The organism is Siminovitchia jepli, assembly GCF_047228825.1.
In the GTDB taxonomy this organism is placed as follows: domain Bacteria; phylum Bacillota; class Bacilli; order Bacillales; family Bacillaceae_C; genus Siminovitchia.
This window is the reverse complement of the sequence record NZ_JBFEGN010000021.1, coordinates 17,485-44,447: the sequence shown is the minus strand read 5'-3', so window position 1 is coordinate 44,447 and position 26,963 is coordinate 17,485. Positions and strand designations below refer to the sequence as shown.

The following is a 26,963-nucleotide window of genomic DNA, read 5'->3' as shown; positions in this document are numbered from 1 at the left end:
ACCCTTGCATATAACTTCGACAAAAAAGGTAAAAAACCTTGTTAAAACAACATTTTTTTGTTATTCAGTAGACCCTATTATAGCATAAATGTTTAAAATGGCAAATCCCCAAAAAATTGTACTGGCTCCGCCAGAGATTGAACTCTTTGCTTGAAAAATGGCTGTACCGAAGGCACCTAAATGATGACTATATTGAAGAAGCATAACGATGCTCGAATACGACTATCTCATTGAATCTTTGGTACATTTCGCCAAGATCTGTATTAAGCTTGGTTTCGAAAGTAGAGATGGATCTTAATGGTTTATAAAGCATGCTTTATGACACATAGTATAATAGCTGTTTACTGACGGTAATAAAGCATGCTTTATAATTTTGAATTGTTTGATCCGAGAGGTATTCAATCGTTTGTTGAGCATGACCATTTACATGTATTGATTGTATAAATTTGCGATGTCGCCAGTTCTTTTTTTGAAGAGTGCAACAGTTTCGTATGAGGGGCTTAATACGAGCCGTCGGTTTGCAATCTCGTAAAACAGGCTCATTTTTCGATTATGGGATAACTGCTGTTCAATCAAATCTTTAAATTCCGATATAGAAAACATTACATCCCTTTAAATGACTTGCAACGTTCAACCAATGCCATCAGGTACCGTCTGAAATTCTGAACAAGACCATGGTTATGGCTCATGGTCTTGTTCAGATGCTTCAACTTATTTTATTACTTTTTCACAGCATGAATATAATGAATTGTTTCAAATGCCGTCAAATAATCATTACGATTGGTGAAATAAAGCTCATGAATATTAGCCGGTGATAAATGTTCATATATGAGCAAGCCTGATCTTTCCAACAACTTCTCCATTTCGGTGTAAGAAAAACAAGATTTCATTGGTTCTCCGCCTGCTGCAGCCATTTTTACCATATTTTCTACTCTGCTTGAAAATCCTTTCTCTTTAAAAAGTCTTTCGTCAGCATAGTCGAAGACGATCGAGCTCCCGGTTGGAACTTCGCCAAATAACTGATCGAGCAAGCTTGAAAGTTCGTCTTTCGTTAAATAATAAGAAACGCCCAGCAAGCTAAAAAATGTTTTTTTATAGTCAAATCCTTCCTCTATCACTTTTTCCCAGGAAAATGTTTTCGTGAAATCCATTGGGATAAAATGAAGGTTACCCGGTATGATTAAATCAGTTTCATCCAATTTTTTCTTTTTATACTCCTGCGTTGGCGGATGATCAATTTCAAATATTTGCAAGGTGTTTTCCAATTCAGGATGCCGAAAAGCATACGTATCTAAACCGGCACCGAGTATGACATATTGTTTTGCCCCCAGTCTTATTTCATTGCTTAATACTTTTTCGCAATACGCCGCACGCGCCAAAGGCGTCGGTGATAGCTGAACTTGTGTAATCCATTTTAATATTTCCTCAGGATGATCTTTATATTTTTCCGCAATTTCCTCGTTGAAAAATTGTATGCCTTGAACCATATTCTTTTCGATATCATGATATTCTATTTGTGAAATCAATTTTTTGGCGATATTGTCATCAAAAATTTTTGGTGTGTCAAATTCACTGTGATAAGCTCTCCCGAAAGCTGAAATGAGTGAAGTCAAACTGGATCTGCCGTTTTTCATCCAAAGACACTCCCTCTTTAAAAAAATAGAATTCCCTGGCCAGGGAACCCTATTTTAAACTATCATTTTAAAATTGTAAATTATAGCATAAATAAATTATTTTCTCAAGAAAAACGCATTGTGCGCAGCATCGAGGTCGATAGCAAAGGCTGGTACATCAAGCTACAATCAATGAGATCCGAACACCCCTACTGGAACCTCTATTGTTGCAGCGTCTTTTTTCGGCTTGATGGCCACTGTAGTTATGAAAATATCTTTTTTAATAAAACATCCATTTTCCTGCCAAAATATGAAGAAAACCGTAATTTAGCATACTATTTAATCCAGTGCCCTTGGTGTTTCTGGAGGCCTTTCAATATTGTACCTGCCATTATGGCCGGATTCATCAAGAAGAGAAGAGCTCTTGATAGCGTCCGATAGTGCCCTTATTTGGTACTAACAGAACCATTCTCATCATATTCTTATAAAGTGAGACTTCAATCAGTGAAGGTTAGGCCCACAGGATGTGGATCATGCAGGCGTTGCCACAACTGCGATCCTCTAATCGCCCACTGATTGTTAGCAAAACTTATCGGGCTTTTACTGGCAGTTATCCCCCGCCTTCGCTTCTTTGGATTTCCTCTAGCTTAGAGATGGGGGCTTACTGCCAGTTAATGCAGGAAAAAAGAAAACAATAAGAAGGAGTGTAAAGTTAGTTGATAAAGGTTCGTTTACGGCCCATTGTAAGTAAAATAAATTTGCCCACTGTTTTGAAAACAGCTATCCTTCCGGGTGACTCAATTGAAAGATTATTTATTGCAACTCAGACAGGAGAGATCTTTTACATAGGAAACTCAGGTTTAAGGACTTTTTTAGATATCGGTGCGCGAATCATAAAGCTGGGTGCTTCTGGTGGTGGATATGATGAGCGGGGATTGCTGGGGCTGGCGTTTCATCCAGAATTTTATTTTAACGGTCTGTTTTATCTTCATTATTCGGTAGCTGGAACACAAGGTCCGGGTGCTCTTCCCGAACCTTTTATGCCCAACCCGTGTGATCCCAAAACTTTAAACCTAAGATGGACTAATAGAGAAACCCAATATGATCATATCGATACAGTTGAAGAATGGGTTTTACAATCGAATGGACAACTTCAAAAACGACGGACATTACTTAACTTAAGAAGACCATTTTTTAATCATAATGGTGTCAATAGCTTAAACTTTTCACCTGAAACCGGAAAACTTGTTTTAACAACCGGAGACGGTGGGGCAGGCTATGATCCATTTAATTTAGCCTAGGATGATATGGAAATCGCTGGTAAAATCATTGAAATTGATGTAGGTAGGAATACATTTATCGATCATCCACCCGTAGTCACACGTTTTAATGAACTTCCCGTACCTATTCAGGAAACGCTTACGGTCATTGCCAAAGGGGTTCGCAATATACCAGGCATTTCATTCCAAAGGTTTTATCATCAGTATATCAAATATGTGGGAAATGTCGGACAGGATTTGGCAGAGTCGATTTTTTCATTCGTTTATTATAAACCAATACCGGTTCCCCAGCTTATTCCAGCTTCTTTAAGAAACATTGAAACGGACCAAGAAGAATTGATTAACCTTGGCTGGCGGGGATGGGAAGGTGCTTTTCCTACTTCAATTATAATGGGCTGCTCTGCAAATCCGACTCTGGATGAGAAAACAATTGCTTATTACAATGAAGCAGTAAAAACATCAACAAAGCGTCTCCAGCCCTTAACTACTTATTATCACAAAGATCCCCGAACCCAAAAGTTTGGAGGAACAGCACTTACTGGGGTGCAAGCCTATATGGGGAATGGAATCCCCGGTTTAACAGGAAGCGTTGTGTTTACCGATCTTGCGCGGCATGAAGAATCTCAATCTCCGGCAAGAGGGGTTTTAGCTTTTGCCAGGGTAAGAACAGATTGTAAGCTAAGCGACTTTAACGTAATTAAAACCGATGATCATTTTGGGTCTCAATCGGCTTACTACGTTAATATTGGAACGAATCTGGATCAAACCAGGCTATATTTGGGAGTTTATGGCTCAATGAAGGTGACTGATTTTAACCAGGGTACTGTTTTTGAAATTGTTCCGGATTCATAAAGATGGACATACAAAAAAGTTATGTATGAAAAGGAGAAACAACTAATGTATTGGTTTAGCATTTTATCACATGAACCATACAAGCTTCACCAATATTTTAAATCGCTTTCTTATTCTAAAAAGCTCGTATTAACCGCCCTTCTTTCAGCACTTGCGGCTACCCTGCAGTCAACCGGAAACCTGCTGCCCGGTGTCGGGTACTTCATTAGTCCTTTTGCCACTGCCCCTATTTTGATTTGTACCTTGGTATCTATTCCCTTGGGTCTTCAAAGTTACATTTTAACAGTTCTATTACTCATTTTTATCCAGCCTGGTGAATTTTTTGTTTTCACGTTTACAACAGGGCTTGTAGGATTAGGGATCGGGATAGCGATTCCCATTTTAAAAAGACGAATCGGCATCATCATTTTTACCTCTTTCTTATTGTGGTGCGGTATTTGTTTCCTTTTATATATTGTCCGTTTTCCTGTTTTAGGACCTTTCACAAGTACATCTCCTACCTTAAGGGTTATAGGTTTTATTTACATTTTTTCTTTTATATTTAGCTGGGGATGGGTTGAAATAAGCAGGATTATCTTTAAGAAATGGTATAAATTGATGGGGAAAATATAGGGAAGCAAAATTAGGCCGTTGCCCGAATAAGAAAAAATGCGCTTCCCCATACGTTTCGACTAACCTTAATCAGGCAGCGTCAAAAAGTCTCATTCGACATATTTCGGGGGCTTGACCACAGGCACGCACAACGCATTCGACATATTTCGGGAGTGACAGGACGCACAAAACCGGCCCCCATACGGACAGCCGGTTTTGGTTATTAAAGCTTTAGTTCCCCCATGCGCAGTAGTTCAACGACAGCTTGAGAACGCCCCTTGACTCCTAGCTTTTGCATGGCATTGGATATATGATTCCGAACCGTTTTTTCACTGATAAACAGTTCGCTTGCGATTTCCTTTGTGGTCTTATCCTGAACTAACAGCTCGAAAACTTCTTTTTCTCTTTTCGTGAGCAGTGGTTTATGAGTGAAATCGTTCTCCTTCAACTATTGTAACCCTCCTTGCCTTCGCCAGCTTAAACCGTGGGGATGGGTATTTTACTTGTCACCACATCATATGTGAATAAAATAATGTGAGTGACATGTTGAAGGCAAGAAAAGGATAAATAGGCGAACAAGCACTTTTTTCCGCGCTTATTCCCGGGATGAATGTTCTCTGCATCTTCTTTAAACAGAAAAAATGAAATAATAGCGGATAACAGGGCAGCTCCTATGCCAAGATATGTGCGGATATTGGGCTCAATGTCCGTGTAATACTTGTTGAGCCACCACATTGACAGAAAATAAACGATTATCCCAATCGGGAGAGCGAACAAGGCGATTCTCTTCATTGTCAACTTCCTTTATAAGAATATGAATCCGGGAGTTCATTCGTTTCATGCATATTTTCGGCTTTTATGAAGACATCAATTTATTCTTCATTTCGTCCGTCCACGGAACACTTTTTCCTGTCTTTCTGGAAACTTGCACCATGGCGCCCCTTCCCGTAAAACATGGGGAACCGTCTTCACGTGTTCCAAGGTAGTGGAGATCAACAGAAGAATTTCCGATTTCATTTACTTTCACATATATTTTCAACAGTTCATCAAAATAAACTTGGGCCATGAAATCACATTGCAGATCAGCGACAACCGGCATCGTTTCATGTTCTTTCTGCACCCACTCCTGCATAAACCCTTTTTCCTTGAAAAAAGCAATACGGGCCTGCTCAAAATAAACAAATGGAACTGTGTTGTTTAAATGGCCGAACATATCCGTTTCGGAAAAGCGGACCTTCACTTCCTGGTAAAAAGAAAATTCATTTTTCCACTCATTAAAATGATAAATATAATTTATTCGGGACATCACTTTTCTCCTTTAAAAAACAGCAGTTTCCACATGGGGAAACTGCTGTTGCTGAAATTTACCTTCTTCCTTAATCCACCATATGGTCGCTTCCGAAGAAGTTTTTAAACATTTGAATGTTGGTTGCACGGTTCATTGCAGCGATGGAAGTGGTCAATGGAATACCTTTAGGGCAGACTTGCACACAGTTTTGCGAGTTGCCGCAGCCGCTGATTCCGCCATCTCCCATCAATGCTTCCAAACGTTCGTCTTTGTTCATGGCCCCCGTTGGGTGGGCATTGTAAAGACGCGGGAGTGAAAGGAGTGCTGGACCGATGAAGTCGGATTTGCTGTTCACGTTCGGGCATGCCTCCAGGCAAACACCGCAAGTCATGCATTTGGAAAGCTCATATGCCCATTGGCGTGTTCTTTCCGGCATCCGCGGGCCCGGTCCGAGGTCATAGGTGCCGTCAATGGGAATCCATGCTTTGATGCGTTTCAATGAATCAAACATTCTGCTGCGGTCAATGACCAAGTCGCGTACTACCGGGAACGTATCCATCGGTTCCAAGCGGATCGGCTGTTCCAATTGATCAACGAGTGCCGTACACGATTGGCGCGGTTTTCCATTGATTCTCATGGAGCAGGCGCCGCACACTTCTTCCAGGCAGTTCATGTCCCAGGCAACAGGTGTTGTTTTTTCCCCTTTTGCATTTACCGGATTCCGGCGAATTTCCATCAAAGCCGAGATGACGTTCATATTGGGTCTATATGGCAGTTTAAACTCCTCTTTATAGGGCGGCGAGTCAGGATGATCTTGACGAGTTATGATAAAAGTAACTGTTTTGTTTTCACTCATCCCTAGTTCTCCTCTTTCTTTTTAGTATAGTCGCGTTTCCGAGGCTGGATTAATGAAACATCTACGTCTTCGTAGCTGAATTCAGGCTCGTTTTTGCTCGGGTTGTACGTCGCCATTGTCGTTTTCAACCACTCTTCATCGTTGCGGTCAGGGAACTCGGGCTTGTAGTGCGCTCCGCGGCTTTCGTTGCGGTTTAAAGCTCCGAGCGTAATAACGCGTGCAAGCTGCATCATGTTCCAAAGCTGTCTTGTAAAGAGTGCCCCTTGGTTGCTCCATTTGGCTGTATCATTGATGTTGATGTTTTTCCAACGTTCCATTAATTCAAGAATTTTATCGTCTGTTTCTTTTAGGTTTTTATTGTAACGGACGACCGTTACATTATCTGTCATCCACTCGCCAAGTTCTTTATGAAGGACATAGGCATTTTCCGTACCGTCAAGCGACATGATTTCAGACCATTTATCATCTTCTTTTTTAACAGCTGAATCAAATAGAGTAGAAGATAAGTCTTCTGCTGTTTTGTCCAGGCCATTTACATATTTCAATGCCTCAGGGCCTGCGACCATACCGCCGTATATGGCTGACAACAAGGAGTTTGCACCCAGGCGGTTCGCTCCGTGCTGCGAATAGTCGCATTCTCCGGCTGCGAACAATCCTTCAATATTTGTATGTTGTTCATAGTCAACCCACAGGCCGCCCATGGAATAATGAACAGCAGGGAAGATTTTCATTGGTACTTTACGCGGATCATCACCCGTAAATTTTTCGTAAATTTCAATGATACCGCCAAGCTTGACATCAAGCTCATGGGGATCTTTATGGGATAAATCCAGGTAAACCATGTTTTCTCCGTTAATGCCGAGTTTTAAGTCTACGCATACATGGAAAATTTCCCGCGTAGCGATATCACGCGGAACAAGGTTCCCGTATGCCGGATATTTTTCCTCGAGGAAATACCAAGGTTTTCCGTCTTTATAAGTCCAGACACGGCCGCCTTCACCACGGGCAGATTCACTCATTAAGCGGAGCTTGTCATCACCGGGAATGGCAGTCGGATGGATTTGAATGAATTCTCCGTTGGCATAGGCAGCACCTTGCTGATATACAATGGATGCGGCAGAGCCGGTGTTAATGACGGAGTTCGTGGATTTTCCAAAGATGATTCCCGGTCCGCCAGTCGCCATGATGACAGCATCGGCAGGGAATGATTGAATTTCCATTGTCGTCAAATTTTGGGCAACAATTCCGCGGCAAACGCCTGCATCATCCTGGACAATGCCAAGGAAATCCCAGCCTTCAAATTTGTTGACAAGACCGGCAACTTCATGGCGGCGAACTTGCTCATCAAGTGCGTATAACAGCTGCTGGCCTGTCGTAGCGCCCGCAAATGCCGTTCTGTGGTGCTGTGTCCCGCCAAAACGCCGGAAATCGAGCAACCCTTCAGGCGTTCTGTTAAACATGACGCCCATTCTGTCAAGCAGGTTGATGATGCCGGGAGCGGCTTCACACATTGCCTTTACAGGCGGCTGGTTTGCCAGGAAGTCTCCGCCGTAAACTGTATCATCAAAATGGATCCATGGGGAATCCCCTTCCCCTTTCGTATTTACGGCCCCGTTAATTCCGCCTTGGGCACACACCGAGTGTGACCGTTTTACGGGTACAAGCGAAAATAAATCCACGGGATGTCCTTGTTCTGCAATTTTTATGGTTGCCATCAAGCCGGCCAATCCACCGCCGACAACGATAATTTTACCCTTGCTCATCGTGTGGTTTACACTCCTTTTTTCCTACTTGTTGTTTCGATATCCGCTATCCATAAATAAAAAAATCAGTTCATTACAAAACAAAGGCTAACGCCGCGCGGACTCCAATAATCGAAAGAATCACGAAAAATACCCCCATCACCCAAGTTGAAATGTATTGGGAACGCGGTGACTGGGTGATGCCCCACCGAACAAGGAAGGACCATAGTCCGTTGGATAAATGGAAAGTCGCAGACAAAATTCCAATAATATAAATGATGAGCATGATAGGATTGGACAAAATGTCCTCCATCATCTGGAAGTCCACTTCTGCCCCTAAAGCAGCCTGGATACGGGTTTCGTATACGTGCCAAGCAATAAAAAATAATAAAATGATACCCGATATTCTTTGGAGCGTGAACATCCAGTTTCTGAAATAGCTCAGCCTCACTGGATTGTTGTCTGCTGTGAAAGCGATGTAAATCCCGAGAATGGCATGAAACAGCAGCGGTATGTAAATAATGACGAATTCCAAGATAATGATAAATGGAAGATTTCCGACAAAACCTGCTGCCCTGTTATATGCATCTTCTCCCAAAGTAGCGAAATGGTTGATGAATAAGTGTTGCACCAAAAAGACCCCGACTGGAATCACTCCTAGCAAAGAATGCAGCCTGCGCCAATAAAACTCATTTTTTCCTGCCACAATTTACCCTCCCTTAATACTTTTAGCGTACTCTGACAGTCATTACAAAATGCGGATGTCGAATAACACAAATTTTTGTAACGATTATGTAACCATATAACATTCTACTCCCCTGTTGATGCCTCGTCAAGGCAAGGGAATCCATAATTGAATAGCCCTTCCCCTTGTCATATATTTTCCCTACAGAAATTAAAAATCGTTTATAATAGAACCAAGCAAAGAGAGGGGAATGAATTGTGGAATCTCTAACCAAAAAAAAACATATTACTGAAGGGGAAAAAGGTCCAAAGGAAGTGCCCATGTTTGCCTATGAACTGCTAAGAGATGTCCTCATTCCGGATTTACTTGGCGATGATATTTTTGAAATTTCTTATTGGGCGGGGAAAAGCCTGGCCAGAAAGTTTCCCCTTTTATCGATTGATGAAGCCTTGGCGTTTTTTTCTGAAGCTGGATGGGGCCATTTGCGAATCGTTCATGAAAAAAGAAACGAATACAAGCTTGAATTGAGCGGCAGTATCGTTCAAAGGCGGCTGCAAATGAACTCACAACCATGCTTCCGCCTGGAATCGGGATTTATCGCCGAACAAGTGCAGACGCTGAAACAGGCAGTGGCGGAGGCATTTGAAGAGATCAACAAAAAACAATTAAAAGTAATGATAACCGTCCGCTGGGATGAAAAAGATCCCCTGGGCTCCTGAACGTGTACTGCGCTGAAATGAACCCATCTTATTTATAGGGTTCCCGACATTCGAAAGAATAGCCTGCTTTTGTTTTTGGAAGCAGGCTTCTTTCCTGTATTTTATTTTTCCACCGGCTGCAAAAGCCCCAGCTCAAATGCGTCATGCAAACTTTGTGCAGCTTCTGTCATATGAACGGAATCAACAACGGCAGACACTTTGATTTCAGATGTGCTGACCATTTTGATTTGAATGTTTTTATCTGCAAGCACCTGAAACATTTTGGCGGCTACCCCCGGATTGGATACCATGCCCGAGCCTACGATGGAAACCTTGGCCAGGCCCGTCTCGCACTCAATATGGTCAAACCCGATCGCATCCTTTTCTTTTTCCAATACACTAACTGCTTCCCGGCGGTCTTTGTTTTTAATGGAAAAAGACAAATTTGTTTTGCCGCCTTCAATTTGGCTTTGAATAATGATATCGACATCAATATGATTGGCTGCCAATGTAGAAAAGATGGCCGGCAGTCCGGCAATTTCATTTTTTAATCCAAAAACGGTCATTCTTGTAATTTGATCTTCAAAAGCGACTCCGCGAACAATGAGATTTTTTTCCATCGATACTTCCTCCTCAATCACAGTTCCTTCTTCATGTTCCGTGCTGGAGCGGACTTCCAGGCTGACGTGATGATTTTTGGCAAATTCAACCGCCCGCGGATGTAAAACACCTGCGCCCAAATTGGCCAATTCCAGCATTTCATCGTATGAAATGGATGAAAGCTTGCGTGCTTGCGGTACGCAGCGGGGATCTGAAGTGAATACGCCGGTTACGTCCGTGCATATTGAACAGCGCTCGGCACCAAGGGCTGCAGCAAGCGCCACCGCTGTTGTATCGGATCCGCCTCTTCCAAGGGTAGTAATTTCACCGTCTTCGGTTACACCCTGAAAGCCGGCTGCTACAGCAATTTTTCCTTGACCAAGAATTTCTTCAAGATAAGCCGTTTTTACATCTACTATTCTTGCATTGCTGTGGACTTTTTCTGTCACGATGCCGGCCTGCCAGCCTGTCAGAGAAACGGCCTCCTCTCCCATTTCAGTCAGCGCCATCGTCAGCAAAGAGATCGATACTTGTTCGCCAGTTGTCAAAAGCATGTCCATTTCACGCTTGGCCGGGTTGTCTGTAATTTGGCTGGCCAGCTCCAGCAGCTGGTCAGTCGTTTTTCCCATTGCAGATACAACGGCGACGACGTTTTTTCCATTTTTCTTAATATCGATAATCCGTTTTGCCGCCTGCTTGATTTTATCTGTCGTACTTAATGATGAGCCGCCAAACTTGATGACGATTGTTTCCATTTGCATGCCTTCTTTCTTTACTCAATAATAAAAAAAGCAATGAGAAGCCAATCTCATTGCTTGTGATACACGATTATACATCATATCGAACGTCACAACGTGAGATAGCCCTCCAGCATGAACTGATCATGCTGACAATCCTGCATTTATTCAATACAGAACCAGCGAAAATAATCATGGGGTTATTTTCACTTCGGCGATCCTTCCCTTTCACCATTCCTCCTCGAAGCCCATGCTTCTCTGAATGACTACTCTTTAAGGTTCGCGCCTCTATCAGTTTGTTGAATTTGACTCATTATAGCATGCAAAACGGAAACATTCAACTTTGCTCTTCAATTTTTTCTTTCAATTTTTCGGCAACAGGCCGCGGAATGCCGATGTTCGCAAAGTCTTCCAGCGATGCTTCTTTCATTTTTTTCAGTGAGCCGAAATGGCGGAGAAGGAGCTTTTTCCGGGCGGGTCCTACACCCGGCACTTCATCCAATGCGGATTGAAAGGCACTTTTCCCTCTTAGCTGCCGGTGAAAAGTAATGGCAAACCGATGAACCTCATCCTGAATCCGCTGGAGCAAATAAAATTCCGGGCTGTTGCGGCCCAATTCCACCACTTTCAGCGGATCCCCGAACAAAAGCTCGGAAGTCCGGTGTTTTTCATCTTTCGCAAGTCCCGCAACAGGAATCTCCAGTCCCAATTCATTGATTAATATGTCTTTTGCCGCCTCGATCTGCCCCTTGCCCCCGTCAATAAGGATCAAATCCGGCAAGGGCAGGTTGTCCTTTAACACCCTCGTATACCTGCGGCGGACGACTTCGCGCATCGATTCATAATCGTCCGGCCCTTCAACCGTCTTGATTTTGTATTTGCGGTATTCTTTTTTATCCGGTCTTCCGTTGATAAAGACAACGAGGGCGGAAACCGGGTCGGCCCCTTGAATATTGGAGTTGTCAAATGCTTCTATGCGATAAGGGGGATAAATCCCCATCGCTTTTCCCAGTTTTTCAACTGCGCCGATCGTCCGCTCTTCATCCCTTTCAATGAGGGCAAATTTGTCATGCAGCGCCATTTTGGCATTTTTTTGGGCCAGCTCCACCAGATCTTTCTTTAGACCCCGTTTCGGCTTCAGAATTTTCGTGCCGACAAGCTGCTCGGCAAGCCTCTCATCGACCGATTGGGGAAGAAGAATTTCTCTTGGTTTAAAATGCTGCGCCTGCAAATAAAACTGGCCGAGATAGGTCAAAAATTCTTCTTCTTCCTCTGCGTAAACCGGAAAAAGGGAAACATCCCTCTCGATTAATTTGCCTTGTCTGATGAAAAAAACCTGTACACACATCCAGCCTTTGTCAATCCAAAAGCCAAATACATCCCGATCGGTAAAATCGGCAGAAATAATCGTTTGCTTTTCCATTGTCGCTTCAATATGTGCTATTTGGTCACGATATTCTTTTGCCCGTTCGAATTCAAGATTGTTTGAAGCCTCATACATTTTGTTTTCCAGCTCTTTTTTTACAGTTTTATAACCACCGTTTAAAAAACGGGTAATTTCATTTGTCAGCTGTTTGTAGGTTTCCCCGGACACTTCATTCACACACGGCGCCAAGCACTGTCCCAAATGGTAATAAAGGCAGACCCTGTCCGGAAGGGCCTGGCATTTCCGAAGCGGATACAGGCGGTCTAGCAATTTTTTCGTTTCATTGGCTGCCTGCGCATTCGGATAGGGGCCAAAATACTTGCCTTTATCCTTTTTTACCTTCCGTGTAATGATCAGCTGCGGGTGGCGTTCATTTGTCAGTTTAATGTAAGGATAGCTTTTATCATCTTTTAAGAGGACATTGTATTTGGGCGAATGCTTTTTGATTAAGTTCATTTCCAAAATGAGCGCCTCAATATCGGATGATGTCACGATATATTCGAAGTCTTCTATTTCGGATACAAGGCGCTGTGTTTTCGTATCGTGTGATCCTGTAAAATAAGAGCGGATACGGTTTTTTAAAATTTTTGCCTTCCCTACGTATATAATGGTTCCGTGCCTGTCTTTCATTAAGTAACAGCCGGGAAGATCAGGCAAAATTTCCAGCTTGTGTTTGATGGTATTGTTCAATTACTATCCCTCCCGGTGCCAAGACTTAATCAGAAAAAAATCCGAGCTTGTTTGCTCGGATTTCACTTCGGGTTTACAAATGTTTGTTGACTAATTCGGCCAGCGCTTCTTTCGGCTGGAAGCCGACCGTTTTATCCACTACTTCGCCATCCTTCATGACAAAGAGAGTCGGAATGCTCATCACGCCGTATTGGCTGGCAGTTTCCTGGTTTTCATCAACATTTACTTTGACAATTTTTGCTTTGTCTCCCAGTTCACCGTCAAGTTCTTCAAGAACAGGAGCAATCATTTTACAAGGCCCGCACCATGGTGCCCAAAAGTCTACAAGAACGACGCCGCTCCCGGTTTCAGATGCAAAGTTTTGATCAGTTGCATTCACAATCGCCATTTTTTTACCTCCTAATAAACTATCCGAAGCTAACGCAAGTATATCATCAGGCGTCAAAACGTGCTAACATTTTGCCTGCCTTTAGTATACCCGAAGCATGAGGGATTACACACGTTCTTAAGAGGATGCAGACTTGATTTTCCTGAATTCTTCCGTCAATAAAGGAACGACTTCGAACAAGTCTCCCACGATGCCGTAATCGGCCACACTGAAAATCGTTGCTTCCGGGTCTTTGTTAATGGCAACAATTACTTTGGAGTTTGACATGCCCGCCATATGCTGAATGGCACCCGAAATTCCGCAGGCAATATACAAATCCGGTGTGACCACTTTGCCGGTTTGTCCGATTTGGAGCGAATAATCACAGTAATCTGCATCGCATGCGCCGCGGGAAGCGCCAACAGCACCGCCGAGCACGTCGGCCAATTCCTTCAGCGGTTCAAAGCCTTCGGCACTTTTTACGCCCCGTCCGCCCGCAACGATCACTTTTGCTTCCGACAAATCGACGCCATCGCTTGCTTTTGTGACAACTTCCTTGACAATTGTACGGAGATCTTTTATTTCCGCGGAAATAAATTCTGCCTCGCCGTTTTTCGAAGGGTCTTTTTCCAAACTGTCGATATTATTCGGGCGGATCGTAATCATGAGCGGGTCTTCCTTGCTCACCACTTTTTCAAACGCCTTTCCCGAATAAATCGGGCGGGTAAACACCCATTCACCGTTATCTTCCTCAATTGCCGTTATATCTGATATTAAACCGGCATTCAGCTTATTGGCTATTTTCGGGGATAAATCTTTTCCAAGTGCCGTATGGCCGAAAACAATTCCATCCGGCTCTTCTTGATTTACCACTGCCATGAAGGCTTGGGAATATCCGTCCGGTGTGTAATGTTCGAGCTTTTCGTCTTCGATGGCTACGACCCGGTCTGCACCGTATTGAAAAAGTTCATTTGCTTGATCTTTAACGGAGTGGCCGATCAGTACAGCCGTTACCTCACCGCCCGGGGCCATTTTTTTCCCGGCAGCAATGGCTTCAAATGAAACATTTCTTAATATGCCTTCACGCAATTCCCCAAGAACCAACACTTTTTTTGCCATCACCAATAACCTCCTGTTTCTCTATAGGATCCGAAATCAGTTAAATCACTTTGCTGAGCAAACCTGCCAATTCTTTTACCTGGTCGTGAATGTCTCCTTCCAAAATGCGGCCTGCCTCTTTTTTCGGCGGAAGGAATATGTCGACCGTTTTTGTTTTGGCTTCAACGTCATCCTCATCAAGGTCCAAATCATCCAGCTCCAGTTCCTCAAGCGGTTTTTTCTTGGCTTTCATGATTCCCGGCAAAGAAGGGTAGCGCGGGTCATTCAGTCCTTGCTGGGCAGTTACGAGCAAAGGAAGGGATGTTTCGATCATCTCGGAATCGCCTTCCACATCACGGACAATTTTTACGCTCTCGCCATCAATTTCAAGTTTCGTAATCGTTGTCACACATGGAATATCGAGTATGTCTGCAACACGGGGGCCAACTTGTCCGGACCCTCCGTCAATCGCAACATTTCCGGCCAGAATAAGGTCAGGTTTCTTGTCTTTCAAATATTCACCCAAAATTTGCGCGACGGTAGCTTGGTCATATTCGTCCAAATCATCTTCGATGTTAATCAAAGCCGCTTTATCCGCACCCATGGCAAGGGCTGTACGCAATTGCTTTTCGGATTCTTCATCCCCAACCGTTACGACTGTCACTTCCCCGCCGTGATCGTCACGGACGCGAATCGCTTCCTCAATCGCATATTCATCATACGGATTGATGATAAACTCGGCACCTTCTTCATCAATTTGGCCGTTTGAAATTGTAATTTTCTCTTCGGTATCAAATGTCCTTTTCATCAGTACAAAGATATTCATTCTATAACCCTCCCAATCTTTCAAAATCAAAAGCTGTTATTCGCCTGTGAATTTGGGTTCCCTTTTCCCAATAAATGCTGAAATGCCTTCCTGGCCGTCTTTTGAATCGAAAAGTTCGCCAAATCTCCTGGCTTCCAGTTTTAATCCTTCCTCATACTGCCCGCTTTTTCCATGATGAAGCAACTCAATGGCAGCCCTTAAAGAGAGCGGGCTCTTTTGTGCAATACTGTGCACCATTCTTTTTGCTTTTTCCAACAATTGTACTTCCGGATAGGCGTGATTTGCAAGTCCCCATTTAACAGCTTCAATTCCCGAGATGGGCTCGCTCGTAAACAACATTTCCGCTGCCTTTGCAGTTCCCACATAACGCGGAAGCCGCTGGGTTCCCGCGAAACCCGGGATTAATCCCAGGTTCAGCTCCGGCAAGCCGAGCTTGGCGTTTTCACTTACGAGCCTGATATGGCACGCCATGGCGAGTTCCAGCCCTCCTCCAAGTGCAGCACCGTGAATTGCGGCAATAACAGGCTTGGGGAAGTTCTCAATTTTCTCCAATACCTCCTGCCCGTTTCGTGCAAGTTCAGCAAAGGATGCGCCGCTTTCAACTGTTGTGAATTCTTTTATATCGGCACCGGCAGAAAAAAAGCGGCCCTCGCCATATAAAAGAACTGCTCTCGTTTGCGAATCATGTTCGAGCTCTTCGAACACTCCGGCAAGCTCCTGCATCATTTGCCGGGACAATGCATTTGCGGGCGGCCGTTCCATCTTCAGAAACGCTGCATTCCCTTCTTTGGCGACAGTGACGAACTCCATTATGTAGTCCCCCTTTGTGATCCACTGCTTTTTGATTTACACCCGTTTAGTATCAATTCATGTACCTTCGGGGCAAGTTCAACCAAATCATATTTATGCTCATTCAAAACCCACGTTGTGGCCGTCTCGTCCATTGTGCCAAAGATCATTTGCCTTGCCAGCCGGATATCCAGGTCAGCGGCAAACTCCCCGTTTTCTTTTCCGACGGTCAAGATATGATCGATAACCTGTAAATATTCTTTCAGCACTTCGTTAATTTTGAAGCGAAGCGTCTTATTGGATTGCCGTAATTCCAGTTGTGTGACGATTGCCAAGTAACGGTCTTCAGACAAAATCTGAAAGTGGTTTTGAATCATCACTAATAACTTCTCCGCCGCTGTTTCTTTTCCTGCTGCCACTTCATTTATTTTTTGTACAAACATGCCCATTTTCTCTCTAAAAACAGAAATAAGCACATCTTCTTTGTTTTTAAAGTAAAGATAAATCGTCCCATCCGCAACGCCTGCCTGACGGGCAATTTTCGAAATTTGGGCTTGATGGTAACCATTTTCGGCGATTACCACCACAGCCGCCTCAATAATTTGTTTATATTTTGGTCTGTTTCTTTTCACACGTTTCACCTTCTGCACCGTAAAATGAATGATTGTTCATTCATAATTCTATCCTAAAGGTTCATTTTTCATCTGTCAAGCAAAACTGTGCAGAAGAAAAGAGCCAGCCGGCTCCAACAAAGGACTTAATCATTGACCAAACGACTGAGAGAACATTTTCTCAGGTATGGATCCATACAAGTCAACTGAAGGAGTCTATCCAAGTTTTTCATCCTGTGTCAATTTATTTCTTTCTTCATCCACCAATAAGCGGCGCAAAAACTTTCCTATGGCAGTTTTGGGCAATTCGTCCCGAAATTCATAGATTCTCGGAACTTTGTATGCGGCGAGATGCTTTCTCGAATATTCATCAAGTTCCTTCTCTGTTACTTTCCGGCCTTCCTTCAAAACGATATAAGCTTTCACGGTTTCACCCCTGTAAGGGTCGGGAACACCGGCAACAACCACTTCCTGAACGGCGGGATGTTCATAAAGCACTTCTTCAACCTCGCGCGGATAAATATTAAATCCGCCGGCAATGATCATGTCTTTTTTCCGGTCAACGACGTAAAAGTAGCCTTTTTCATCCATATACCCAAGATCTCCGGTTAATAACCAGCCATCTTTAAACGTATTTTCCGTTTCATCGGGCATGTTCCAATAACCCTTCATGACTTGAGGGCCTTTAACGGCAATCTCACCGACTTCACCCGGCGGCAGCGGGCTGCCCGTTTCCATGGAAAGGATCACTGCTTCTGTGTCGGGCCAAGGCACGCCGATGCTTCCTCTTACCCTTTCCTGATCCCATAAAAAGTTCGCATGGGTTACAGGGGATGTTTCAGTCAGGCCGTATCCCTCTACAAGCTTTCCTCCGGTGATTTTCTCAAATTTTTCCTGCACTTCCACAGGAAGGGGGGCAGACCCACTAATACAGGACTCAATGGAGGAGAGGTCATATTTTTTAATGTCCGGATGATTTAAAAGCCCAATATACATTGTTGGCGCCCCCGGGAAAAGCGTGGGCTTTTGTTTGTGAATTGTTTTTAAAGTCGTTTCCACATCAAATTTTGGCAAAAGAATGATTTTATACGCTTGCATCACGCCCAAAATGAGGACTGTCGTCATTCCATATACATGAAAGAATGGCAGGATGCCGAGAATGCTTTCTTTCCCTTTCTTCATTTTGTAAAGCCAGGCATCACATGCAGTGGCATTGGCAATCAAATTTTTGTGCGTCAGCATGACTCCCTTCGGATGTCCGGTAGTGCCTCCCGTATACTGGAGGAGTGCCAGGTCGTTTTCAAAATCAAATGCCGTTTCCACCGGCTTTCCGGTTGATTCGGCCATAATCCTTTGAAACAGGTGTTGGTTGCCTTCGTGTTTAACGTTGACAACTATCCCGGTTTGCTTTTTTTGGATGAACGGATAAATCATATTTTTTGGAAAAGGCAAGTAGTCTTTGATAGCGGTTACAATAATATGTTTCAGTTTTGTATCATTCTTGATTTTGGCAATCCTGGGATATAGCACGTCAAGGGCAATGATGGCAACGGCTTCTGAATCTTTCATTTGGTATTCCAATTCCCGCTCAGTATACAGCGGGTTCGTCTGCACGACGATGGCGCCAGTGTATAAAATGCCGTAGTAGCTGATGACACCCTGCGGGCAGTTCGGAAGCATAATCGCAACGCGATCACCTTTTGTCACACCGATCGCTTTCAGGTAATTGGCCATTTTTAGGGAACTTTCATAAACTTCTTTGTAGGACATTTCTTTACCCATAAAATGAATGGCCGTTTTATCAGGGTAAAGTTGTGCAGTTTCAGTCAAATATTGCTGGACCGGTTTCTCTTCATATGAGAGCGTTTTCGGAATTTCGTCAGGGTAGAGCTTTAACCAAGGTTTCATACAAATCCAATCCCCCTTTTGCATAAAAAGAAAATTTGCATTTACATTTACATTTATTATATTACAATAAATTCGTACATACAACGAATTATTTTATGAATGAAATCAGCACGCATAGGCAAAAAGCAAAAAAAGCGCTAACGCGTTCTTTTTTGGAAGGACTGGAATAGAATTTGATCGTATTTTATGGTTCCCGGATCGTATTAGCGCAAAACTCGATCGTATGAACCTCGAGTAACCATCCAAATCAATCCGTTGGCGACCGGAAAACATACAACAGACTTGCCGATGACAGCCGGCCATTTATACAACCGGGATTTTATATTCTCAAAATATAAAAAACCGCTTCGGCAAAAAGCGGTTTTACATATGCATTAAAAAAATAATCCCGACCACTACAAAGATTGCACAAACAACAAATAATACTTTAGCCAGTTTTTCCACCGTTTCCTCCTTAGTAAATGCCGGCGCCCACGACGAATGACAATCCGATCGATATGACCATTGAAATCAAGCCGACAGCGCGATTATCCCGTTCAATTTCTTCGTCAATTTTAAATTTCGGCGTTAAAAATTCAAATATAAAATACCCTGCCAACAGGAGCAAAAATCCATATACTCCCCAGCCAAGCATGACGAACAGGCCATCATGGTGAAGTATGGAATGTCTGAAGATGTTGGCAATCCCAAAGATTTTTCCGCCGGTAGCCATTGCCACAGCCACGTTTCCTTTTTTGATCTCTTCCCAATTGTTGTACTTCGTTACAAGTTCAAATACAAAAAGAAACACGACCATGCAAAGAATCGTAACACTATAGTAACCCGCTGTTTGAACAAAATTATTTTCCCAAAACGAGCCCAAAATCATCGCCCCTTTTTTTGTTTTGAGAGAGTTGCAGCGTCATTGAAATTCAACAATGGTTACGCCGCTGCCGCCTTCTCCCGCCTCTCCCAATCTAATACGTTTCACGGCACGATGATGTTTCAAAAATTCGGCCACTCCCGTACGAAGGGCCCCGGTTCCTTTCCCGTGGATGATCGATACACGGGGATAATTGGCCAAAAGCGCGTCATCCAAATATTTCTCGACCTTTTGAAGGGCATCTTCATATCTCTCGCCGCGAATGTCCAGTTCAATTCCGACATGGTAGTCTTTTCCTTTAATCGAAGCGAGCGGCTTCGGCTCTTTCTTTGGCTCGGATTGAATCAATTCCATGTCTTTTTCCGCGACTTTTATTTTCATGATGCCTGCCTGAACTTGCCACTCGTGTTCCCCGGTTTTTTCCAGCAATACGCCTTTCTGGTTGAGGGTGGCGATTTTCACTTCGTCCCCGGGCTCGAATGGGCGTACCTGCTTGCCGGCCCTGGCTGTTTCGTGATCATTTTCCGGCAGCGGGACAGCTGTTTCCAATCTTCTTCTTGCCTCAATGAGCTCATGTTCCTTGACGGCGGCTCCGCTTGCCAGTCTCATTTGGCGGAGTTCCTTTATGACAATTTCCGCTTCAGTTTTTGCTTTCTCAATGACTTCAGCAGCTTTTTTCTCCGCTTTTTCATACAGCTCCTGCTTTCTTTTTTGAAAATCGGACATGTGCTGCACGAGATCCTGATGCAATTTTTCCGCCTGCTCTAAATAGGCCTTTGCTTCTTCATATTTTCTTTCTGCTTCATGTCTGCTTTTTTCCAGTGAAGCAATCATGCTTTCGACTTCGTTGCTTTCGGCGTTCATCAGCGATTTTGCATATTCAATGATTCGGTCGGAGAGGCCAAGCCGCTTCGATATTTCGAAGGCGTTGCTCCTGCCGGGAACACCGATTAACAGTTTGTACGTCGGACGCAAAGATTCCACATCGAACTCAACGCTGGCATTCACAACCCCTTCCCGGTTATAGGCATATGCTTTCAGTTCCGGATAATGGGTCGTTGCAATCACCCGGGCCCCGCGATGAGATACGTCATCAAGGATGGAGATTGCAAGAGCAGAACCTTCTTGCGGATCCGTACCGGCACCCAGTTCGTCAAAAAGAACGAGGCTTTCATGGTCGGCCTTTTTCAAAATATCAACGATGTTGACCATATGTGATGAAAACGTACTTAAGCTTTGTTCAATCGACTGCTCATCGCCGATATCGGCATAAATTTGTTGAAAAACGGCTGTTTCCGAGCCCTCTGATACAGGAATAAACAGACCTGCCTGTGCCATTAACGTTAAAAGCCCGGCCGTTTTCAGCGTAATCGTTTTTCCCCCGGTGTTCGGGCCTGTGATCACGATGGTGGAATACTCCCCGCCAAGAGATATATCGTTTGGAACAACTTCATCTTCGGGAATAAGGGGATGTCTGGCACGGTAAAGACGGATGATGCCGTTTTTGTTTATATCCGGACGCGTTGCTTTCATTTCCCTTGCAAATCGCGCTTTTGCAAAAATAAAATCAAGGGAGCCCATGATGTTAACAAGGGTTTGAAGTTCCAAGGCAAATTCTTCCACATTGCCGGAGAGCTCGATTAATATCCGTTCAATTTCCCTGTTTTCCCTTAATAACAGCTCGCGCAGTTCATTGTTCAAGTCCACAACAGCCTGCGGTTCGATAAACAAAGTTTGCCCGGAAGAAGATTGATCGTGGACGATTCCGGGATAATTCGACCGGTATTCCTGCTTTACCGGGATGACGTAGCGTTCGTTCCTGATCGTAATAATAGCGTCGGAAAGCATCTTTTGGGCATTCCGGCTGCGAATCAAGCTGTCCAGCTTTTCCTTGATTTTGTTTTCATTTCTCCGCTTTTGCTGCCGGATATTTCTGAGCGCATCGCTTGCGGAATCAAGCACTCCGCCCCCTTCGTCTATCGCATTCCGGATTGCTTTTTCAAGCGGGGTCATAATTGCGATGCCCTCCACCTTTTCTTCTAAAATGGGGATTTCAACTTCATTTTCAAGCAGGTCTTCCATAAAGCGTTTCACCGTCCGCCCTGCCCGTATCATATCCGCCACCTGGACAAGCTCCGCCGGGTTCAATGTTCCGCCGATTTTCACCCTTTTTAAATGCGGCCTGATATCGTGGATGCCGCTTAATGGGGCATGGCCCCTTAACCGCAAAACGGCAGATGCCTCATCGGTTTCCTGCAGAAGCATGACAATATCTTCAAAAGATGTGGAAGGTTTTAATTGCCTTATTTGTTCGGCCCCGAGCTCTGAAGAGGCAAAAGGTTCCATTCGGGAAAGAATTTTATCAAATTCCAATGTGTTTAAAATTTTATCATTCATGGGGTCAAACATCACTCTCCCATTGTTAGTCGTTGCGTTTTAAAAAAGCAAGCAGCTTATCTTTTGTCCACGCGTTTATAACGGAGCCCGGGTGGATCCAGCCTTTTTTCGCATATGATACGCCAATATCCATATAATCCAAATTGCCGATGTTATGCGCATCCGTATTAATGACGATGTTCACACCTGTTTCCTGGGCTTTTTGGAGATGGCTGTATGCCAAATCAAGCCTTGCCGGGTTGGCGTTCAATTCAAGCGCCGTATTCGTTTCTTTGGCCAAGTCGATCAGCATGTCCATGTCCACTTCATAACCGTCCCGCCTGCCGATCAGCCGGCCTGTCGGGTGGGCAATGATATCCACATGCGGATTTTGCAGGGCATTTGTTAAACGGTCCATTATTTTTGCCATTGGCTGGGAAAAGCTTGAATGGATGGAGGCAATGACGATATCAAGCTCAGACAGGAGCCCGTCATCAAAGTCCAGCCTTCCATCCGGCAATATATCCATCTCAATTCCCGATAAAATCACAATATCATCATATTTTTCATTTAATGTTTTGATTGCTTCGTTTTGTTTTCTCAGCCGGTCGGCAGTCAAGCCGTTTGCCACCCGCAAAAATTGCGAATGGTCGGTAATGGCCATGTATTCATATCCTTTTTTCCGGCATGCTTCCACCATTTCTTCGAGCGAATAAGCGCCGTCCGACCAAGTGGTATGCATATGAAGATCGCCTTTTATATCGCCTGTTTCGATCAACTGCGTTGTTTCTGAAAATTCATCAATTTCTTTCCCATTGACCCTGATTTCAGGAGGAATCCAGGGTAACTGAAAATGCCTGAAAAAATCTTTTTCACTCTGAAACGTTTTCACTTTGCCTGTTTTTGTATTTTCCACTCCGTACTCGCTTATTTTTTCGCCCCGTTCCTTGGCAATTTGACGCATCCGTACATTATGTTCGGCAGATCCCGTAAAATGGTGGAGAGCCGTTGCAAACTCGCCGGGCTTCACAATCCGGAAGTCCACGGAGATTGCAAAAGAGGCATTCAATTCGATGGTTACCTTCGTATCTCCGGTCACAGCAGCTTCCCCGTCCAATTGAAGCAATTGTTCTTTTACGGCCCCGGGGTGCTCTGTCGCAATGACAAAGTCCAAATCCTTCATAGTTTCCGACACGCGCCTCAAGCTGCCGGCCCGGGAAAATTGCTCAATTTGCTTAATGCCTTTTAAAAAGGATTCGATTTGCCCGGCTAACGGAAGCATATAAGCAATCGGAAAGCGGGAGGGCTTCCTGCCCATTTGTTCGAGTGCGTTTTTAATGTTTTCTTCCGTCTTTTTTCCAAAACCTTTCAGCGTCCTGAGTTTTCCGGCAGCACATACTGCTTTTAGAGATTCCACGTCTGTGACATTCAGTTCCTTATAAAGCCTTGCGATCGTTTTTCCGCCCAGCCCCGGAATTTGCAGCAGCGGAATCAAGCCTTTCGGCACTTCCTCCTGAAGCTGTTGCAGGACTGATGAAACCCCGTCATCGGTAAACTCCCCGATGACAGCCGCCGTTCCTTTTCCGATCCCCGGAATTTTCGTAAAATCGGTTATTTCAGACAGGCTTCGGTCATCTGCTTCCAGTGCGGCAGCGGCTTTTCTGAAAGCGGCTGTTTTAAAAGGGTTTTCCCCTTTTAGTTCCATATACATAGCTATTTGTTCCAATAAACGAATCACATCTTTTTTGTTGATTTCCATGTTTGTCACCAACCGTTCCCCAATCTCCTGCCTACCATTGTAGCAAATTGGAAAGACAAAAGAAAAACTTCCCTTTCCTTAAGAGAAGTTAGCTTTGAATGTAGTCTATCCACATTTTTTTGACCTCGCCGGAAAGGAAAGGGGTATAATGGATCATCCCTTTGGCCATAATGGAATGATTGAGCGCATCCTGGACATTGTCAATCGGCAATAAGGCGGCAATATATAAAAGGATGAAAATTAAAATATAGATTTCCAAAAATCCCAGAATGCCTCCTGCCCATACATTCAGCGTCTTTAAGATCGGAAAGCTTGCCACAAAATCAAGGGCCGAACCGATGATTCCCAGGATAATGCGAACGGCAATGAAAATGATGATAAAGGCAATTGCCCGATAAAACGCATCGTCGGCACCCACTCCATCCAACACCGTTTTTACCGTTTTCCCGGGATCGAAACCAGGGTAAGGAATCCAAAGCCTCAATTTCGGCGCCAAATCATCATAGTAAATGTAGGCGACGATAAAAGATATGATAAAGCCCACCATGTGGATGAGCTGAAGGATAAATCCTCTGCGCAGTCCGATAAAAAACCCGGCCACCAATACAAACAATAACACTAAATCCAACATGCAAGTTCATTCCTTTAGGCGCTCAAGCTCTTTTTCCAAATGTTCGAAGCGCTCATGCAGTTTAATATAATCATGAACGGCGTTTACAGCCGTTAATACAGCCAATTTACTCGTATCAAGATTCGGATTTCCCGAGCGAATCTCATGCATCTTCTCATCAACCATTTTGGCCACTTTTTTTACATGTGCAGACGTTTCCGTCCCCGTAATGATATAATGTTGGCCATAGATTGTAACTGGAGTGCGGATTTTTTCGTTTTCCGACAAATGGTATGCCTCCATTTCCTGAAAAAATCTTACTTTCCTATCATATCACGAATAAAAATAGATGGGAATAGATGTCTAAATTTGTAGATTACCGGAATCTGGCAAAATATTTTTTACAATAAAAGGAGCATATTCCATGGCCAATATTGTCATAAAGGCAACTCTATCAGAAATTGATCAAATGAAAGAATATTACGGCCCATATATAAAAGACACCGTCCCTCCCGGAAGTGTTTTTTCCGCGAGAAAAGGCGGATGTACAATCACTGCCTACCGGTCGGGCAAAGTCATGTTTCAAGGCGCCGGAAATGAAGAGGAAGCAAACAAGTGGGGAAGCCTGGACCATAAACCTGCGGCTCCAAAGCTCGTAAAAGCATCCGGCACCCCGCTTCCGGAAAATATTTCCATGATGTCTGCCATCGGATCGGATGAAGTGGGGAAAGGAGATTATTTCGGCCCGCTCACTGTCGTGGCCGCCTACGTAAAAAAAGAGCATATCCCCCTTTTACAGGAGCTTGGTGTGAGGGACTCCAAGCATTTATCCGACCGGCAAATCGCGAGTATCGCCAAAGATCTTCTTGCATTGATTCCTTACAGCTCATTAAAATTGAGCAACAAAAAATACAACGAGGTTCAGTCGTCTGGAATGACACAAGGCAAAATGACAGCCATCTTGCATAACAGGGCTCTCCTTTACTTATCGAAAAAAATTGCACCCGAAAAACCGGAAGCGATTCTGGTTGACCAATTCGCAGAGGCCCGGATGTACTTTCGCCATTTAAAAGGGCAAAAAACGATTGTAAAAGAAAATGTCTACTTTAGTACGAAAGCAGAAAGCATTCACCTCGCTGTTGCTGCCGCTTCGATTTTGGCAAGATACTCTTTTTTGCAGGCAATGGAGCAATTAAGCAAAAAAGCCGGTTTTGCCCTTCCAAAAGGGGCCGGCTCCAAGGTGGATGCTGCAGCCGCCAGGCTTATAAAGGATAAAGGCTTGTCCGCCTTGCCCGAGTTTGCCAAAATCCATTTTGCCAATACCGGAAAAGCGAAAAAGATAGCGGGGATTTCATAAGAGGTTGTTCAGGTCGCCAATGAGAAGCGAATCTCTTCGATGGCTCGTTTGCGGCAGCTCTTATTTAAAAACATGCATTTTCGCTGCGCAAAACAAGCCGCCTCGACCTTCTTGCGACGCACATGATGTGCTAGTGCCGACGTTGCCACAGGACGTGGTGCCTTTTGTCGGCCTTCTAATTCGTCAACTTTTTAAACACGCACATAAAGCAGAAGAGGCGCCGGAACATGCGGCGCCCGTTAATCGAACCTCACTTTCATCAGCTGATCATCCTTTTCGGCAGGCGTTCCCCTGCCGTCCAGATTGTTTGTAATAAAAAACAACCCATCCTTCTCTATCAACACATCCCTGATCCGCCCGTGGCCCGTTTGAAAAATATCAGGCTTTCCGCTCGACAAAACATATTGGTATACAGCTTCGCCCCGGAGTGCCGCAATATAAAGGCTGCCATTGTTATGAGCGATACCGCTTGGGGCCCACGTCACTCCGTCTGTGTGAAAGAGCGGCGTTTCCATTCCTGTCCGCTTTTCATCCCCCTGAATAACGGGCCAGCCATAATTTTTTCCCGGCTCAATCTGATTTAATTCATCATGAGCACTTGATCCATGTTCGGAAGCATACATATTCCCTTTTTCATCCCATACCATTCCTTGCGGGTTGCGGTGGCCGTACGAATAAATGGGTGAGTTTGAAATTGGATTGTCCTCCGGGATTGTCCCATCCAATTCAATCCTCAATATTTTTCCGGCCAAGCTGTTCAAATCTTGGGCTAATTCGGGCACGGAAGCGTCCCCAGTCGTTATGAATACTTTTCCGTCCGGACCGATTTTGATTCTGCCGCCATTATGAATGCGGGCTCCTGGTATCCCCTCGAGCAAGACAGACGTTTCAATCCATCTGTCTTCCTCTTTTTTTAAACGCACAAGCCGGTTCAATACTTTTCCATTTTCATCATATGTATGATACGCGAGTGCTTCCAAGTCTGTGTTCGGGATGAGCTCCAAGCCAAGGAAGCCGCCCTCGCCCCCGGTAAATAAGTTCTTTGTGAGGTTTACGGGCAAACGGGTCCATTCCCCGCTTTCTTGATCAACTGAAACAATCGCACCATTCCTTTCACTAATATGAAATGTGCTGCCTTTCTTTGTCATCGACCACGGTACCGATAGATTTTCTGCAATGACTACCGGAACTTCCCCCGCCGAAGCCGGCACCTCACTTCGGCTTGGTTCCTGTTCTTTTTGGGAGCAAGCAGCTAAAATAAAGAACAACATCAGTGTATACGATAGCTTTTTCACAGAGATCCCTCCACGGATAAACCACGCTCATGTTAAAATACTTAAAA

At 44.2% G+C, this 26,963-nt stretch carries 24 protein-coding genes, 1 pseudogene and 1 riboswitch; of the genes and pseudogenes, 4 read left to right on the top strand and 21 right to left on the bottom strand.

Annotation, left to right across the window (positions count from 1 at the left end; genetic code table 11):
* Window positions 1–719: 719 nt before the first annotated feature.
* The gene (locus AB1L08_RS09870; RefSeq protein ID WP_413064481.1) at window positions 720–1,634 is read right to left on the bottom strand and encodes a class I SAM-dependent methyltransferase; all 915 of its coding nucleotides are present in this window, start codon (window positions 1,632–1,634) and stop codon (window positions 720–722) included.
* Between the two features lie 695 nt (window positions 1,635–2,329).
* On the opposite strand from AB1L08_RS09870, the pseudogene AB1L08_RS09865 reads away from it, so the two are divergent.
* Together AB1L08_RS09865 and AB1L08_RS09860 are read left to right on the top strand one after the other, a co-directional pair.
* A pseudogene (locus tag AB1L08_RS09865) lies at window positions 2,330–3,745 on the top strand (PQQ-dependent sugar dehydrogenase).
* 45 nt (window positions 3,746–3,790) lie between these two features.
* Entirely contained in the window at window positions 3,791–4,357 is a 567-nt protein-coding gene (locus AB1L08_RS09860; RefSeq protein ID WP_413064480.1) for a hypothetical protein, read from the top strand.
* Between the two features lie 202 nt (window positions 4,358–4,559).
* Here the strand turns inward: AB1L08_RS09860 and AB1L08_RS09855 are convergent, their stop codons facing one another.
* From AB1L08_RS09855 to AB1L08_RS09830, 6 genes are all read right to left on the bottom strand, one after another.
* Window positions 4,560–4,784: a helix-turn-helix domain-containing protein gene (locus AB1L08_RS09855; RefSeq protein ID WP_077110157.1), complete on the bottom strand. Its 225-nt coding sequence runs from the start codon at window positions 4,782–4,784 to the stop codon at window positions 4,560–4,562.
* Window positions 4,785–4,813: 29 nt separating this feature from the next.
* A complete protein-coding gene (locus tag AB1L08_RS09850) occupies window positions 4,814–5,128 on the bottom strand; it encodes a hypothetical protein (protein WP_413064479.1) in 315 nt (104 codons plus the stop codon).
* A 64-nt stretch (window positions 5,129–5,192) separates the two neighbouring features.
* Window positions 5,193–5,642, bottom strand: coding sequence for an acyl-CoA thioesterase (locus AB1L08_RS09845; RefSeq protein WP_413064478.1), 450 nt, complete (start codon window positions 5,640–5,642; stop codon window positions 5,193–5,195).
* Between the two features lie 70 nt (window positions 5,643–5,712).
* On the bottom strand, window positions 5,713–6,480 hold the full coding sequence (gene sdhB / locus AB1L08_RS09840) for a succinate dehydrogenase iron-sulfur subunit (protein ID WP_413064477.1): 768 nt from the start codon (window positions 6,478–6,480) through the stop codon (window positions 5,713–5,715).
* Between the two features lie 2 nt (window positions 6,481–6,482).
* Window positions 6,483–8,243, bottom strand: a complete 1,761-nt coding sequence (gene sdhA / locus AB1L08_RS09835) for a succinate dehydrogenase flavoprotein subunit (RefSeq protein WP_413064476.1) — start codon at window positions 8,241–8,243, stop codon at window positions 6,483–6,485.
* A gap of 73 nt (window positions 8,244–8,316) precedes the next feature.
* Window positions 8,317–8,928, bottom strand: a complete 612-nt coding sequence (locus AB1L08_RS09830) for a succinate dehydrogenase cytochrome b558 subunit (RefSeq protein WP_413064475.1) — start codon at window positions 8,926–8,928, stop codon at window positions 8,317–8,319.
* A gap of 299 nt (window positions 8,929–9,227) precedes the next feature.
* On the opposite strand from AB1L08_RS09830, the gene AB1L08_RS09825 reads away from it, so the two are divergent.
* On the top strand, window positions 9,228–9,626 hold the full coding sequence (locus tag AB1L08_RS09825) for a YslB family protein (RefSeq protein ID WP_413064485.1): 399 nt from the start codon (window positions 9,228–9,230) through the stop codon (window positions 9,624–9,626).
* Window positions 9,627–9,727: 101 nt separating this feature from the next.
* Here AB1L08_RS09825 and AB1L08_RS09820 read toward each other — a convergent pair whose 3' ends face one another.
* From AB1L08_RS09820 to zapA, 13 genes are all read right to left on the bottom strand, one after another.
* Window positions 9,728–10,960 (bottom strand): aspartate kinase, encoded by a 1,233-nt coding sequence (locus tag AB1L08_RS09820; protein WP_413064474.1) that lies wholly within the window; start codon window positions 10,958–10,960, stop codon window positions 9,728–9,730.
* Between the two features lie 97 nt (window positions 10,961–11,057).
* A riboswitch (Lysine riboswitch) is annotated at window positions 11,058–11,241 on the bottom strand.
* A 38-nt stretch (window positions 11,242–11,279) separates the two neighbouring features.
* Window positions 11,280–13,058 carry an excinuclease ABC subunit UvrC gene (gene uvrC, locus AB1L08_RS09815; RefSeq protein WP_413064473.1) on the bottom strand — a complete coding sequence of 593 codons (1,779 nt, stop codon included), beginning with the start codon at window positions 13,056–13,058 and terminating at the stop codon, window positions 11,280–11,282.
* A 73-nt stretch (window positions 13,059–13,131) separates the two neighbouring features.
* Window positions 13,132–13,446 carry a thioredoxin gene (trxA, locus tag AB1L08_RS09810; RefSeq protein ID WP_413064472.1) on the bottom strand — a complete coding sequence of 105 codons (315 nt, stop codon included), beginning with the start codon at window positions 13,444–13,446 and terminating at the stop codon, window positions 13,132–13,134.
* Between the two features lie 117 nt (window positions 13,447–13,563).
* Entirely contained in the window at window positions 13,564–14,544 is a 981-nt protein-coding gene (locus AB1L08_RS09805) for an electron transfer flavoprotein subunit alpha/FixB family protein (protein WP_413064471.1), read from the bottom strand.
* Window positions 14,545–14,584: 40 nt separating this feature from the next.
* Window positions 14,585–15,349 carry an electron transfer flavoprotein subunit beta/FixA family protein gene (locus tag AB1L08_RS09800; protein WP_413064470.1) on the bottom strand — a complete coding sequence of 255 codons (765 nt, stop codon included), beginning with the start codon at window positions 15,347–15,349 and terminating at the stop codon, window positions 14,585–14,587.
* A gap of 36 nt (window positions 15,350–15,385) precedes the next feature.
* A complete protein-coding gene (locus AB1L08_RS09795; RefSeq protein ID WP_413064469.1) occupies window positions 15,386–16,159 on the bottom strand; it encodes an enoyl-CoA hydratase in 774 nt (257 codons plus the stop codon).
* On the bottom strand, window positions 16,159–16,770 hold the full coding sequence (fadR, locus tag AB1L08_RS09790) for a fatty acid metabolism transcriptional regulator FadR (protein ID WP_413064468.1): 612 nt from the start codon (window positions 16,768–16,770) through the stop codon (window positions 16,159–16,161). The genes AB1L08_RS09795 and fadR overlap by 1 nt, the downstream gene beginning before the upstream one ends.
* 195 nt (window positions 16,771–16,965) lie before the next feature.
* Window positions 16,966–18,657 carry a long-chain-fatty-acid--CoA ligase gene (locus tag AB1L08_RS09785; protein ID WP_413064467.1) on the bottom strand — a complete coding sequence of 564 codons (1,692 nt, stop codon included), beginning with the start codon at window positions 18,655–18,657 and terminating at the stop codon, window positions 16,966–16,968.
* Window positions 18,658–19,111: 454 nt separating this feature from the next.
* Entirely contained in the window at window positions 19,112–19,519 is a 408-nt protein-coding gene (locus AB1L08_RS09780) for a DUF350 domain-containing protein (RefSeq protein ID WP_413064466.1), read from the bottom strand.
* Window positions 19,520–19,558: 39 nt separating this feature from the next.
* The gene (locus tag AB1L08_RS09775; protein ID WP_413064465.1) at window positions 19,559–21,916 is read right to left on the bottom strand and encodes an endonuclease MutS2; all 2,358 of its coding nucleotides are present in this window, start codon (window positions 21,914–21,916) and stop codon (window positions 19,559–19,561) included.
* 25 nt (window positions 21,917–21,941) lie between these two features.
* Window positions 21,942–23,654, bottom strand: a complete 1,713-nt coding sequence (gene polX, locus AB1L08_RS09770; RefSeq protein ID WP_413064484.1) for a DNA polymerase/3'-5' exonuclease PolX — start codon at window positions 23,652–23,654, stop codon at window positions 21,942–21,944.
* A gap of 88 nt (window positions 23,655–23,742) precedes the next feature.
* Window positions 23,743–24,285 carry a CvpA family protein gene (locus AB1L08_RS09765; protein ID WP_413064464.1) on the bottom strand — a complete coding sequence of 181 codons (543 nt, stop codon included), beginning with the start codon at window positions 24,283–24,285 and terminating at the stop codon, window positions 23,743–23,745.
* A 6-nt stretch (window positions 24,286–24,291) separates the two neighbouring features.
* A complete protein-coding gene (gene zapA / locus AB1L08_RS09760; protein ID WP_413064463.1) occupies window positions 24,292–24,552 on the bottom strand; it encodes a cell division protein ZapA in 261 nt (86 codons plus the stop codon).
* Between the two features lie 136 nt (window positions 24,553–24,688).
* Here zapA and rnhC point away from each other — a divergent pair, with 136 nt between their 5' ends.
* Window positions 24,689–25,621 (top strand): ribonuclease HIII, encoded by a 933-nt coding sequence (rnhC, locus tag AB1L08_RS09755; RefSeq protein ID WP_413064462.1) that lies wholly within the window; start codon window positions 24,689–24,691, stop codon window positions 25,619–25,621.
* A gap of 239 nt (window positions 25,622–25,860) precedes the next feature.
* On the opposite strand, the gene AB1L08_RS09750 is transcribed toward rnhC, so the two are convergent.
* The gene (locus AB1L08_RS09750; RefSeq protein ID WP_413064461.1) at window positions 25,861–26,916 is read right to left on the bottom strand and encodes a PQQ-dependent sugar dehydrogenase; all 1,056 of its coding nucleotides are present in this window, start codon (window positions 26,914–26,916) and stop codon (window positions 25,861–25,863) included.
* Window positions 26,917–26,963: the final 47 nt, after the last annotated feature.

Bases quoted from the DNA above. Each gene is read 5' to 3' on its own strand.
- AB1L08_RS09825 (WP_413064485.1), top strand. From the start codon at position 9,228: ATGTTTGCCTATGAACTGCTAAGAGATGTCCTCATTCCGGATTTACTT.
- AB1L08_RS09820 (WP_413064474.1), bottom strand. From the start codon at position 10,960: ATGGAAACAATCGTCATCAAGTTTGGCGGCTCATCATTAAGTACGACA.
- AB1L08_RS09845 (WP_413064478.1), bottom strand. From the start codon at position 5,642: ATGTCCCGAATAAATTATATTTATCATTTTAATGAGTGGAAAAATGAA.
- AB1L08_RS09795 (WP_413064469.1), bottom strand. From the start codon at position 16,159: ATGGAGTTCGTCACTGTCGCCAAAGAAGGGAATGCAGCGTTTCTGAAG.
- AB1L08_RS09850 (WP_413064479.1), bottom strand. From the start codon at position 5,128: ATGAAGAGAATCGCCTTGTTCGCTCTCCCGATTGGGATAATCGTTTAT.
- AB1L08_RS09775 (WP_413064465.1), bottom strand. From the start codon at position 21,916: ATGAATGATAAAATTTTAAACACATTGGAATTTGATAAAATTCTTTCC.
- AB1L08_RS09765 (WP_413064464.1), bottom strand. From the start codon at position 24,285: ATGTTGGATTTAGTGTTATTGTTTGTATTGGTGGCCGGGTTTTTTATC.
- sdhB (WP_413064477.1), bottom strand. From the start codon at position 6,480: ATGAGTGAAAACAAAACAGTTACTTTTATCATAACTCGTCAAGATCAT.
- polX (WP_413064484.1), bottom strand. From the start codon at position 23,654: ATGGAAATCAACAAAAAAGATGTGATTCGTTTATTGGAACAAATAGCT.
- AB1L08_RS09785 (WP_413064467.1), bottom strand. From the start codon at position 18,657: ATGAAACCTTGGTTAAAGCTCTACCCTGACGAAATTCCGAAAACGCTC.
- AB1L08_RS09870 (WP_413064481.1), bottom strand. From the start codon at position 1,634: ATGAAAAACGGCAGATCCAGTTTGACTTCACTCATTTCAGCTTTCGGG.
- AB1L08_RS09860 (WP_413064480.1), top strand. From the start codon at position 3,791: ATGTATTGGTTTAGCATTTTATCACATGAACCATACAAGCTTCACCAA.
- sdhA (WP_413064476.1), bottom strand. From the start codon at position 8,243: ATGAGCAAGGGTAAAATTATCGTTGTCGGCGGTGGATTGGCCGGCTTG.
- trxA (WP_413064472.1), bottom strand. From the start codon at position 13,446: ATGGCGATTGTGAATGCAACTGATCAAAACTTTGCATCTGAAACCGGG.
- rnhC (WP_413064462.1), top strand. From the start codon at position 24,689: ATGGCCAATATTGTCATAAAGGCAACTCTATCAGAAATTGATCAAATG.
- AB1L08_RS09805 (WP_413064471.1), bottom strand. From the start codon at position 14,544: ATGGCAAAAAAAGTGTTGGTTCTTGGGGAATTGCGTGAAGGCATATTA.
- AB1L08_RS09800 (WP_413064470.1), bottom strand. From the start codon at position 15,349: ATGAATATCTTTGTACTGATGAAAAGGACATTTGATACCGAAGAGAAA.